Source organism: Bradyrhizobium sp. JR4.1, assembly GCF_040548605.1.
GTDB lineage: Bacteria > Pseudomonadota > Alphaproteobacteria > Rhizobiales > Xanthobacteraceae > Bradyrhizobium > Bradyrhizobium canariense.
In genome coordinates this window covers 1-12,575 of record NZ_JBEPRY010000058.1, presented here as the reverse complement: position 1 = coordinate 12,575, position 12,575 = coordinate 1, and the positions used below count along the sequence as shown (strand labels likewise).

Annotated in this window: 4 protein-coding genes and 5 pseudogenes; 4 read left to right on the top strand and 5 right to left on the bottom strand. The window is 59.2% G+C overall.

The features are described 5' to 3' along the window. The first annotated feature begins 20 nt into the window (after nt 1-20). Entirely contained in the window at nt 21-4,931 is a 4,911-nt protein-coding gene (locus ABIB90_RS41100; RefSeq protein WP_354202924.1) for a shikimate kinase, read from the top strand. Between the two features lie 1,007 nt (nt 4,932-5,938). Here ABIB90_RS41100 and istB read toward each other — a convergent pair. From istB to ABIB90_RS41085, 4 genes and pseudogenes are all read right to left on the bottom strand, one after another. Further along, nucleotides 5,939-6,679: pseudogene (gene istB / locus ABIB90_RS41095) on the bottom strand (IS21-like element helper ATPase IstB). 13 nt (nt 6,680-6,692) lie between these two features. Continuing rightward, on the bottom strand, nt 6,693-7,082 hold the full coding sequence (locus tag ABIB90_RS41090; RefSeq protein ID WP_027520074.1) for a transposase: 390 nt from the start codon (nt 7,080-7,082) through the stop codon (nt 6,693-6,695). A gap of 289 nt (nt 7,083-7,371) precedes the next feature. After that, nucleotides 7,372-7,799 (bottom strand): annotated as a pseudogene (locus ABIB90_RS41785) (DDE-type integrase/transposase/recombinase); the annotation flags it as partial. Between the two features lie 111 nt (nt 7,800-7,910). Beyond that, a pseudogene (locus ABIB90_RS41085) lies at nt 7,911-8,393 on the bottom strand (IS630 family transposase); the annotation flags it as partial. A 29-nt stretch (nt 8,394-8,422) separates the two neighbouring features. Here ABIB90_RS41085 and ABIB90_RS41080 point away from each other — a divergent pair. Next, nucleotides 8,423-8,633: pseudogene (locus tag ABIB90_RS41080) on the top strand (integrase core domain-containing protein); the annotation flags it as partial. 58 nt (nt 8,634-8,691) lie between these two features. Here ABIB90_RS41080 and ABIB90_RS41075 read toward each other — a convergent pair. Then, nucleotides 8,692-8,964 carry a hypothetical protein gene (locus ABIB90_RS41075; RefSeq protein ID WP_156949075.1) on the bottom strand — a complete coding sequence of 91 codons (273 nt, stop codon included), beginning with the start codon at nt 8,962-8,964 and terminating at the stop codon, nt 8,692-8,694. A 1,434-nt stretch (nt 8,965-10,398) separates the two neighbouring features. Here ABIB90_RS41075 and ABIB90_RS41070 point away from each other — a divergent pair. Both ABIB90_RS41070 and ABIB90_RS41065 read left to right on the top strand, forming a co-directional pair. Beyond that, nucleotides 10,399-12,012 (top strand): alpha,alpha-trehalose-phosphate synthase (UDP-forming), encoded by a 1,614-nt coding sequence (locus ABIB90_RS41070; RefSeq protein ID WP_084462389.1) that lies wholly within the window; start codon nt 10,399-10,401, stop codon nt 12,010-12,012. Next, a pseudogene (locus ABIB90_RS41065) lies at nt 12,006-12,479 on the top strand (sulfatase-like hydrolase/transferase); the annotation flags it as partial. The gene ABIB90_RS41070 and the pseudogene ABIB90_RS41065, both read left to right, overlap by 7 nt. Nucleotides 12,480-12,575 lie beyond the last annotated feature (96 nt).

The window sequence follows — 12,575 nt, the reverse complement described above, 5'->3', positions numbered from 1 at the left end:
CCGATTTTGGACCGCAGGCTTTGGCCAACCTGGTGAATGGTTTCAGCAAGTGGCCGGACGAGCCGGAATGTCGCACGGCCACAGTCGCAATCGCGGGTATAATGCGTCGCGGCCAGCTCTCCCATTTTGATCCACAGGCCTTGGCCAACCTGGTGAATGGTTTCGGCAAGTTGCCGGCGGAGCCGGATTGTAGCAATGGCACAGGTGCAATCGCCGGTGAGGTGCTTTCCCGCAAGCTCTCCGATTTCGAACCGCACCACCTGGTGAACCTGGTAAACGGTTTCAGCAAGTGGTCGGACGAGCCGGATTGCCGCGACGCTGCGGTCGCGATCGCCGGCGAGGTGAGTCCCGGCCAGCTCTCCCATTTCGATCCACAGGCCATGGCTGTCCTGGCGAATGGTTTCAGCAAGTGGCCGAACGAGGCGGCGTGCCACCAGGCGATCATACGCCTCGCACGCGACCTCGGTACGAGAGGCCGGCGCTTCGGTGATTTTACTACACCTCAGCTCAGCATGATTGCCCATGCTCTCGGGCGAAGTTGCATGAGGGGGGAGGACACCGGAGAAATTACAGAGACGGCGCTACTGATCGATCGGCTACATCGGTTGGCCCATCATCTTGAGTATGCGGCTGATCGCTTGGAACAAGCCGATGTTCTAATCATCGCCACCATTTTCAAGGCCCTGAGTAAGGCCCGGTTGTTCGACGATCTTGGCTTACTCGCACCGATCGGGTTAGCTCGGCTCGAGGAATTGCTTCATGGCTCCGGCTTTATGGCCGAGAACAACCTCGAGTCGATGGGCAACCTTTGCGTCGCTCTGCTGCCGCTGGCCTGCAATTCGCAAAAATCGACGCGCCGACACCGTAGGCAAGCTCTATACCTGCTGAACGATCTCCAACCAGTCTTGGAGCAGAAGGTCGCGGCTCATCTCACAGCAAGCGATACCGAGAGAACCCGCGGATCATTGTCGACCCGCCGTCCCGCCCTCTCAATCTATCAGGTGCTCAAGGCGCGTGAGGTCCTGGCGAGTTTTTACCGGCGACCGCATGTCGAGGGCAGCAAGCCCGATTTGGCGATCAGGCGGCAAGAGCTGGAAAGCGGGTCCAAGAAGATGCTGGCGAACGCGCGCGACCTCATTCAAGGCGATCTTTCGGACAAAAGCTGGAATCTCATCGCACAGATTGAGGAAGACGAGACCATTGATGCGCTGGACACATTCATGACGCATGATGCGGCGAGGATCCGGGCTCAACATCCTGCATCCGTCTTCGACGTGCATCAGGTTCTGCAAGCCATGGATCACGAGCCCAGGCCGCCGCAGGGTGAGGTAGGGCTGCTGCAGTTACCAGTCGTTGACATGCAGGGGCGGCGAGTGGCCACGGAGCCGGAGACGCGATATTCGATTTTTCATCGACTGACCTCGGGGGTCTTGCCCGTAGTCGCGGTGCAACTCCCGGCAAAGCCGAGCGCGTTCATGTTGGCGCGTACGCTCGCCGTCGAAGGTGTGCCATATCGCATGGATCTGTTCGGCGGAAGCAAGTTAAAAGCGCCAAGGCCAACTCTGTCGCAAATCGCAGCGACCGTTCCTGGCGAGCCTGACCCTATAACTCCCGGGGGAAAGCTCCTGGCGATACCTTATTCCGAAACCGCTCCCGGCACAGCGTTCGAGCAGCTATCCCGCGCCTGGGCCCCGTTCAAAGAGGCATATTATTACACTCAGCGCAGAGGGTTTGCGGCGCCACCTGCAGTCAGTGATCTCAGCCCTCACGACTACGCGCTGGAGGGAGCGTTCAGGCTGTTGCTACTGCCGGACCGGCCTGCCAACGAGCAGCATCCATTCAGGCTGACTGGACCAGATGGCCCGATCGCTTTGCGGCCGCATGACGGCTGCGGCTTCATAAAGGCATCGCTGGCCGAGCGTATGGGCGTTATTCGCCTGGTTGCCCAAGGCGCTGATCGGGTCCATGCTTTCGCTGAGGGAAGGAGATCATCGCTGCCCGCCTCGGCGTTGCAACACTATCCGCGCAGCGAGCAGGTGGCACAAGAAGCGCGCGAGAAGGCCAAGAGCTGGCTTGAGAGCAGAGAAGGAGAAACCCTGACGGCCGATCAGCTGTTTCGTACCGTGACGGCCGGACACATCGATGGTCCCGGCGCCGTCGCCGTACCCTCCGGTGACGGCGATCTCCATGTACCGACGCTCAAGAGCGATACGTTGACAGGAACAAATGGCGTTCTGGTCGGCCGGTCCCCCTATGACAAGGCCAACCTGCGGCCATTCGCCGCCGAGCACGTTAAGTTATCATTCGACGGAGACCCGACTGCGGCATTTCTCGATAAATGCGTGGCTATGCAATACAGCTTCAATGTCGCGCAGAAGTCACGAAAGCAACTGACGCCCGAGGATCCGACGTTTTTTTCGAAAGGCATCCTGATCGTGGTGCCGGAGGAGATGTGGCCATCCAACTACGCCGACCGTGGGCTGGTGATGTCTGCCGAAGATGTCAAGTCGCATTCGAACTGGACCCAGCGCAAGGACCGCGTAACGGTAGACACACGGGTCGACTGCGTCGGCATTCTCCAGGCGACCGAATTGTTTGCTCCGGGGTCCTTGGTGGCCGTACCGATCGGTGAACAAAAAAAACTCGATGGTGACTTTGACGGTGATACCGTCATTATCATCGGTGACAGGCCGCAGCTTTATGCCCATGTTCGCGCGTTTGATCAGAAGGAGCAAGCTCGCAGAGTTCGCTCGCTCAAGCCGCCAAAATCGCATACGCCGGCAATGGAGGGCGGTAGCTACCAATTCAGTCGTGGCCGCCAGATCCTCGCTGCCACGCAGGATGTCTTGGAAACTTATAGTACCCTGCAGCGACACTTTCTTGCGCAATCCCATCAAGCGCAGCGGTGGTTTGCCGAACGGGCCATCTTCGGCATCTACGAGGGCGTTCATCACGAACTGCGAAGAGACATCCGCGACCTGTTGAATCAGGAACAGGTCAGCAGCCAGGATATTCAAGCTAAGCTCGAGAGGGCAAGGGACGAGATCGCGGCTGCAGACCATCCGGTCGCTCGCGAAGCGGCGGTGCGGCTCGTCGCCGACCTCAAGGCGTGGGCAGCAAGAGAAGATGAGCAGGTTCTGCCCAAGGCAGTCGAAAGCGGCTCGGATCCAAACTCGACGGTGAGTGAGACGCTTTCGGAGCTTTTCCCGGACTTGGCGGAAGCCTATCAGGTTGCTCCTCACCCACGCGACCGCGTCCAGTCATTGCTCGATCACTATCCTGCGCGCATCGATCCCCGACCGGATGGTTACATTCCGGACGATTGCGTCCAAAGCGCAAATAACCTCCTGAGCCTCGGCATCAAGGTTGGGACCGACGCCTATAAGTCCGATACAGGCGCCCCGCTCTTCATGAAAAAAAGCCGAGAGCTGCAGCGGCTCCTGCAACAGACGCCGGGCCTGAACTCCGCACCCTTCGGCAAGAGCTTGGCGGCAACCCTCAGCCAGGGAAGGTTCGACGTCGATGCGACTTTGGAGGATCTAAAGGACAATCCCACGCTGGCGGCTTCAATCATGGAAGCCTCGATCGGGCTCGCCGTGGAGAAGCACATTCTGCCCAAATCCTCTGGCCGGCAGCCTGTCGCCGAGAATTCCACCGTGACGGTCAAGCTGACCCGCGAGGAGGCCTCAAAGCGCGCCCAAATGGAGGCTGCCCGCGCTAAGGCGGAAGAGGAGGCAATCACCACCACGGCCTTCTTGGTTGCCCGAGCCCTCAGGAAGGCAAACCTCCAGGTGAATATGCCCCATCTCGATCATCGGTTAAAATCTGAAAGCTCGATTAGAAAGCAGCTCACCGGTAAGAGCGTAGTCTCCGACGCCGCACAATTGATCAGCAACGCTGTCCGTCACGTCTTCGAAATCCCTGACAAGGATTTCAGACTTGCCTTCATGAAGGCCATGCTCGCGTTTGAGGAGCAAGGCTACGCCGAAATTAGCACCGCTAATTGGTTCAGGATGCACGATCCGGCCTTCGTTGGCATCAAGTCCGTGCTTGCCACTCCCGGCAGCTACCGCTTCGAGGTGGAGTTTCATACACCAGCTAGCTACCAGGCCAAGGTCGTCAACCACGATACTTACAAGGAGCTGGAGAAACTTCGCCAGCAAGCGAGCGGAGACGCTCAGGAGCAACGTGAAGCCGAAGAGCTCGCGCAGCGCGCGCGAGAGGTCTGCAAGGAGGTCGCAATCCCAGATGGTGCCCAAAGCATCTCCCACTGGCAGGTCGAAGAGAGTCGTAGATGGGGCGCCAGCGCAGCCTTTGGATTGCGAGCTGTCGAACGGCCAAGAACGCTTGAGAGATCACCGATCGCACAAGAGATTGTCACTGCTCTCGGCACGCGGCCGATCGTGCTCGTCGGCCTTCCCGCGTCCGGCAAATCCACGATCGGCGCGTATCTCGCAACACGCCTGAGGCTGCCATTCATCGATTCCGACAAACAGATTGAGAAGGTAACCGACATGTCGATATCGGATACTTTCGCAACGAAAGGCGAGCCGTGGTTCAGGGATTGTGAGGCAAAGGTTATCGCGCAATCTCTCGAGAAAGGGCCCGCGGTGCTCGCGACCGGTGGCGGTTCGTTTATGTGTGAGGAGACCCGACACCTTATCAGCGAGAAAGCGGTCTCGATCTGGCTCGACACCGACCAGAACAAGATTCGAAAGCGCCTTTCAAAGGACAAGAGCCGCCCGTTGTTGCAGACCAGCGATCGGAATAAAGCCTTCAATGAAATGGTCGAGAAGCGGACGCCACATTATCGGCACGCCGATCTCACCTTCGTTCCGCGGGAGAAGAGAGACAACAAGAATGCAGATGTATGCGTGCAGGCACTACGGACCTACCTCTGTGGCAATGGCGCGCCGGACGCGTCAAAATGACGGCCCTTTCGGGAGCTCGTACGACGATCCAACTGCGCTCTCGTCCGGGCTCCGCAGGCGCGCGAAAAAGGGATGGTTCAGTCCGTCGAACTGCTCCGGAGGGCCGAAGTGCAGCTCTACGCGATGGCGCCGCAGCTACCCCCAACAGCCGGCTTGATCCTCGCCAACGGAAGCGCGCGAGGCAACCATGAGTGTGGCTTGCCGGCGACATGGGAGGTCTCGTAGGCGCGCGATCCGCGTTTTGACTCGTACGCTGATCGCTTCCTTCTTCGTTGAACCAGCCGGTGTCGACCTGCCACGATCTCCTGCAACATCGCTAGGGCGGCCATTATCGCGGCTTCGTCTCGGCCAAGCCCCGCAGAAACGCCGAGCGCGCGCCGTCAAACGGACGTTTAAAATCAAAAACAGGCGCACCAAAAAAGCGTCATCTATTGAAGCCATTCTTCTCATGAAATCCTGCGCTTCGGGCGTAGCAACTAAGCTTACTTTGGCGCGACGACCTGCAGCAAGAAACCGGCTTATGGCCAACTCAAGCATCGTTTCGCCAGCCCTGTAGCCGGCTGGGTGCGTCGCCAGATGCTTAACCTCAGTGCCGACACTACGCTGCTGCTGCGTCATCACAGTGGCAGGGCTGTCTTCGAGCTTATAGACCAGGTTATTTTTGCCATGCCCTTGTAGGCCAGCGACACAGAACATGCCGCGTTGATTGAGTGGCCTTTTCGCGGCAGGTCGGAGGTGGCTGCGCATTCCAGGGATGGTGATCAGGTGTTCCAGGCGATGGTGATCACGGATTCCAGCGATCATGATCAGGTGCGGAGGCGAACACGACTGACGGGTTTATGTGGGCTGGAAATGGTCTCCTGGTCAAGGCTGGCCGATTGGTTTGGAGATCGTCCTGGCGGTCCATCGGAGGGCCCCGTGTGCGGCGCGGAGTGCCCCCACGAGCGACGGCAGCGACACGCGCGGGAGGGGCCTGTGGGCCGGCGGGACGATCGAGCGCGAGGTGCTCACGTGGTTTTCCTTTCGCCGGCCTGCCGGCGCACACTGTCGCCTTTGAGCTCGACGGTGGGCATTGTGAATGATGCGGTCCAATATCGCATCGCCGAGAGTGGAATCGGCAATGACGTCGCCATTGCGACACGGGGATCTGGCTTGTGATCAACAAGGATCCCTTGTCCTAGCAATCATCGACGATCTCGAGCAGATCGCGGCGCTGGTCGGCGGTGAGCGGTTCGGGTCCCCATTCGTCCAGGATGAGGAGATCGACGCTCTCAAGCGCGGCGATCAGGCGCGCCAAACGGCCTTCGCCGCGCGCCTGAGCGAGATCGGCGAACAGGCGGGATGCTCGCTTGTAGAGAACGGAGAAGCCGTCGCGGCAAGCCTTGTTGCGCGAGCGCGCAGGCAAGCCAGGACTTGCCGGTGCCGGTTGGGCCGACAATGACCAGGTGGTTGGAATCGCGGATCCATTGACAGGTAGCGAGGTTCTGGCAGAGCGAACGATCGAGGCCACGGGCGGTGCGGTAGTCGACGTTCTCGATGGTGGCGGCTTGACGGAGCTTGGCACTGGTCAAGCGGCGCGTGAGGCGGCGGTTGTCGCGGGCGGTGACCTCGCGATCGACGAGGAGGCCGAGCCAATCGGCGTGCGGCATTCCGGTCGCCTCGGGATTGTTCTGCAGTTCGACGAGGGTATCGGCCATGGCAGTGAGGCCGAGTACGCGCAAGCGATCGACGGTGGGGTGAATGAGCATGCTGATCTCCTGATCAATTGTAGTAGTTGCGGCCACGGATGTTGGCGTGGAAGAGGATTGGCGCCTCCTCAGTGGGAGGAGCGGTTCTGTCGGTGCAGTTCTTGAGGACGGCGACGACCGATTTGTAGGAACGAGCGTTGAGCAGCAGGGCACGGGCGCAGGCAGCGTCGACGCGTTCCTGGCCCAGCCCGAGAATGCCGATGGCCGAGCGGAAGCCTTGTTCCGGATGCGGCCACGACCGCAGGATGACGTCGATCAGCGTCTCGGCGTCGGGGCCGACCTTGGCGGCCTCGGAGCGAATGCGCTCATGGGTCCAGTCACGATAGCGGCGATGCGAGCTCGGCATGTGCTCGGGGATCGTCGTCGAGCGATGCGGCAGCGTGCTGCGCAGATGCGAGGCCACGCGCTTGCATGCAGGAAGATCTCGACGGTCTTCTGGGTAATCCGCCCCTCGACCTCCTGATGCACGAGTTTGTGAGGAACGCTGTAGTAATGCTTGGCGATCTCGATGTGATAATCGAGGTTGACCCGGCAGCGCTTCCACTCGGCATACTCGTAGGTTCATCCGGCAAGGGGGTGAGCGCCGGACGATCGAGCTCCTCGAACAGGTCGCGCCGACTTCGTCCCCAGCTGCGCAGCGGTCGATTGTTCAGCTCGACAAGAAGCGCGTAGATCGCCTCGTTGAGGGCGATGAGCGAGAAGAAGCGGCGGTTGCGCAGACGCGCCAGAATCCATCGCCCGACGATTTGGACCTCGACTTCGACTTCGGCTTTGTCGCGCGGCCGATACGGCCGCGCTGGAACGATGGCGGTGCGGTAATGGCGGGCGAGATCGGCATAGGTCCTTGGCCATTGGCTCGTGAAAGCAGGCCCGGGTGATGCCGGCCTTCAAATTGTCGCTCACAGTGTGCCGGGCCACACCGCCGAAAAAGGCAAAGGCCCGAACGTGCGAGGCGATCCAGTCCGGCAGGCTCTGGGTGAGGCTGGCCTCGGCGTAGGTGTAGTTCGAGGCGCCGAGCACGGCGACGGAAGATCTGTGCGCTGCGCACCTCACCGCTGAGCCCGTCACCTGATGGGCCGAGGATTGACGCCCAAAGAATCGCCTTGCGCTCCAAATGATGAGTAAGCGGCAAAGAGACCCCGTCTGGCGCTGGGGGTGAGCAATCGGCTATCGGCTGCTGATTTTGTGAGCCGATGTGAGCTTCTATGTCTGCGCTTAAAGCGTGATGGCATTAGCTTCGATAGCCTGAGTTTTTGAGGTAGTTGGCGCATTCTTCGGGCGTGAAGGCGTCGAGGAGTTCACCGATAGCGGCGCAGACCGCGTCGACAGTTCGTGCGGCTGCCTTGCGGAGCAGATGTTTGAGCTTGGCGAAGACCTGTTCGATCGGGTTCAGGTCGGGTGAGTATTTTGGCAGGAAGAACAGCTTGGCTCCGGCCGAGCGGATGAGCTGACGCACGGCTTTGCTTCGGTGGCTGCCGAGATTGTCCAGGACGACGATATCGCCGGGACGAAGGATCGGCAGAAGAACCTTCTCGACATAGATCCGAAAGCTCGCGCCATCGATTGGTCCCTCGATGAACCATGGCGCATCGATCCGGTCATGGCGCAGGGCCGCCAGGAAAGTCATGGTTTTCCAACGGCCGTCTGGGACTTTGGCGGGGAGCCTGTGCCCGCGCGGGGCCCATCCCCGCAACGGCGCCATGTCTGTCCGGGTCTGCTGGACGCGGATCGGACATCATCGGCTGGCGGGACAACGTGTTCGTCGAGCAGTTGTGGCGCAGCGTCAAATACGAGGAGGTGTACCTGCGGGCCTATGATAGCGTCAGCGAGGCGCGCAACTCGATCGGCCGATATCTCGACTTTTATAACAGCAAACTTCCCCCACTCGAGTCTTGACGGCAGCACGCCGGATCAAGCCTACTTCACCCCGCTGCCGCTCCGCCTGGCAGCCTAACCCCGGCAGACGCTCCACTTATCGATGCGGAGAGTCTGTTCAGACAACCGGGACCAGCTCACTCCTGGACGTTCGAGAGCCGTGTTGCTTTGATATGCATCGGCTTCCAAGTGATCGGAGGAATTCGCGCATGTTCAGGCACGCCAAGCTTTTCGTCGATCTCGTCGCCGAGGTTGTATAGCCCTTCTCGTATCGAAGATGTGTCTATCTTTTTCCTTTCCTCTTTCGTCTTCGGCCCCACTACTCCTGTTCCCGCGGAGACTTTTGCTACTCTTTTTAGTACTTCATCGGAGATACCGGTGAGTGTTTCTTCAGCAATTAAATTTGACACCTGCCAAGGAATGCTTGCTTCTGTTCTGCAGATAATGAAAACGGTCCGCCGCTCTTCTTAGAATCAGCAAGGCTCCCAGATCTCCTAAGAAGGAAAGCAAGCCGTTCGGTCTCTTGCGCTTGCACGGCTTGCCTCGTATCGCGCATCATCAATCAACCGCTCAAGGATTTCCATTAATGCCTTCGGCGATTTGTCTGCAAGCAGACAGCCCGATGACACCAGACCCGTCAACCGATGACGAAACTGTAGTATCATACGAAGTGTCGTCGGGTTCGGTATTAACTGGTGCAGTGTAGTGAGAGAGAGAGCGAGTTGGATGGATGTGGGGCATGGTAAAATCAAGTTTTAGGCGTCCCAATTTCTGGCGGCGGTGTCACTTTGCGGTGAACGATGTCGACGCTGCTGCTGGACGTTCGATCGACTGTCAGTTCGTGCTTGTCGCCAGCCCTCACTCAGCCATGACAGACGGTAAATGAGGGTGCTCTGTCACGTACGTATCTCTCCGGCGGCGCTTTCAACTGCCAACATTTCTGACGCTCCGATTCGGCGCTGAGTTCGCGCTCTGGTAAGGAGTCTCTATTGGACTTCACGTCCGCATGCTCCTCCGGGAATTGGTAGGGTTCATTACGTTGTCCCAGCCAGACCTGAGTAGCCTAAGTATGAAACGGGATTGCTGTCCCGGTTCGCATCAAAGAAGAGCCCCAAAACGCCAGGTTTCGCGTTCCAAGCGGGATGGGATTATCGGTTTCCTCCTTCTTGCGCGCAGACTCAGTTATCTCGCACATTGCCGCCGAAACGTACGTACCCGAGCAAGGCCGTCTTGTGAAAAGGTTGGGAGTGTAGTCTTATGGATGTGCATAAGGTCAGTGCGGTGCTGAGCCGCATAGAGGTGGTGGAGAGCGGTCGTCGGCGCCGCTGGACGAGTGCGGAGAAGCTCAGGATCGTAGACGAGAGCTTCGCGGGGCCGCGACTGGTTCCGGCGACCGCTCGCCGGTATCCCCAGTTTTTGCGTCTGTACGATGCGGGCGATAAACGTGGTTCGTGGTCGCGACAAGTGCTGCGCCCGGTCAAACGGCCGAAGATCAACAGAGGATCACGCACGCGGTATCATGGCCGGTTCCGAGAGAGCGATCTTTTCCGTCGCGTGTTAGAGATCGCCTTGTCCGGCTGTATCCAGCGGCCTACATGCGCTCATCAACGCGATCAAGGCCAAGGTAGTCTTCTTTCAATCCGATGCGCCGACGGCCCATCCGCCACGATCGCGCTGCAGTCCTGGATGGGAGCGCCGATACCGCTATTTGGCTCGGCGCCTGGTCAGCTTCCCGAGAGCTAGACCTGCTAGTCTTGTGAGGTGGAAATAACGAGGGCTGAGAAATAAGTGGGGGCTGATCGCGAACCGCATCAGACGGAAACATCGTCAAACGGAGTTAGGAAATGGAGCGAGTCCATGACACTCTCAGAGCGGCAACATTGAGCCCCGATGCTATGTTACACGCCGCTCAGCAACCTGAAACGATAGGCCATGCGGCGTTTGATCGATACCTGAGCGAGATCCCACTACAGCTGGAGCAGCAAGCCAGTGGAGGTCCTTCCCAGCCTGTTATCGCGAGCGACCTTAACGATCGTCTTGATTTGGTGGGCCAGCCGCCAAACATGAAGCTGGTCGTCATTTCGAACCGCGGCGCTCGCTTCGATCCCAATAAACCCCAGAGCGGCGGACTTGCCGCAGGCCTCGAGCCAGTCTTGGAATGTTCCGGGGCGGTCTGGATGTTCTCCTCGGATATCCTCGGCGACGGGACTGAGAAGCCTCTGCTGCTCGAGAAGGCTGGCAAAGCCCATGTGGCCAAGCTCGATCTTCCGGTTGCGCACTATCCCGGCTACTATCGAGATTATTCGAACTCGACGTTGTGGCCGGCATTGCACTCTCTGTCCGACCGGATGTCGCGCACGCAAGCGGGGTACCGCAGCTATCGAGAGATGAACGACTTCATCGCGCGCGCGGCATTTGGCTTGCAGGATCGGGACGCATTCTGGGTGCACGACTATCATTTATTTCCTCTCGCGGCCGACCTTCGTAAGCTCGGCATCGAAGGGCCGACCGGCTTTTTCCTGCATACGCCATGGCCCGCCCCTGACATGATCAAGCTCGTGTCCAATCATCGCGAACTGATGAAGTCGATGCTGGAGTATGATCTGTTGGGCTTTCAGACGAACCGGGACGTGAATAACTTCCTCGCCTGTCTGCGTTCCCATCTCGGGCTGGAGAGCAAGGATGGCGTTGTGATCTCAGAGCGCGGCCAAACGCGATGTCAAAAGTTCCCAATCGGTATCGATCCGAAGCAGTTCGCAGAATACCTGGTTGCAGACTTGTCTCCCGCAGAGCAGGAGAAAGTGTCGTCCTTGCTGAAAAGCGTCGAGGGCACCACGCTTGCGATCGGCGTCGACCGGCTCGACTACACGAAGGGCATCGACAAAAAGGTCGAAGGGTTCAATCAGCTTTTGAAGGCCGAGCCGCGCAGCATCTCGCTGTTGCAGATCGCGCCCCCCTCACGCGCCGACGTCGAAGAGTATCAGAAGTATAAAAACGAGGTGGAGGGCCGGATCAACGAGGTCAATGCCGAGCACGGCACGGACGAGTGGAGCCCGATCCAGTACAAGAACGAATCGTTCAGCCAGTCCGCACTTGCGCGTCTTTACCGCGCTGCGCGTGTTGGCGTCGTGACGCCGTTGCGTGACGGCATGAATCTCGTCGCGAAAGAATATGTTGCTGCACAGAATCCGAAGGACCCTGGCGTTCTGGTGCTCTCGAAGTTCGCGGGTGCGGCTGAAGACTTCAACGACAAGGAGGCGCTGCTGGTGGATCCGAACCGTCCTGAAGAAATCAGGGAGGCAATTTGGCAGGCAGTCAACATGCCGGGTGAGGAGCGTATCGGGCGCTGGCGGTCGATGATGGACAAACTTGAAGCATATACGATCTACCACTGGTCGGCGGACTACCTTCGAGAGCTGGACAAAAGCCAAGTTACCGCCGCTGCGGTGACCGCCTAGGCGGCAGCACGCCAAACATCGACCGTCTCGCACGCGACGGTGCGCTATTCACCGATTACTACGGACAACAATCCTGCACTGCGGGGCGCGCGGCCTTCATCACCGGGCAGACGCCGTTCCGCACGGGCCTGCTGAAAGTCGGCCTACCTGCGGCGAAACAAGGCTTGCAGGAGTCCGATCCGACGATCGCGGATTTCCTCAAACCGCTCGGCTACGCGACGGCGCAAATCGGCAAGAACCATCTCGGGGATCGAAACGCATATCTGCCGACGGTTCACGGCTTCGACGAATTCCACGGCATCCTCTACCACCTCAACGCGCTGGAGGAACCCTACGACCCTCAATATCCGAAGGACGCTAAATTCCGCGAAAGGTTCGGACCGCGCAACATCATCAGCAGCGTTGCCAGCGACGCGGATGATCCGGCGGAGGATCCGCGCTGGGGCCGCGTCGGCAAGCAGAAGATCAGTAAGCGCGATTTTCTCCGCACGTGACACCCGCGTTTTTGACGGATGGCCTTCGTATCGAGGGCGGCATCTGACCCGTTCAGGCAGCGGCGGTTT

Bases quoted from the DNA above. Each gene is read 5' to 3' on its own strand.
- ABIB90_RS41070 (WP_084462389.1), top strand. From the start codon at position 10,399: ATGGAGCGAGTCCATGACACTCTCAGAGCGGCAACATTGAGCCCCGAT.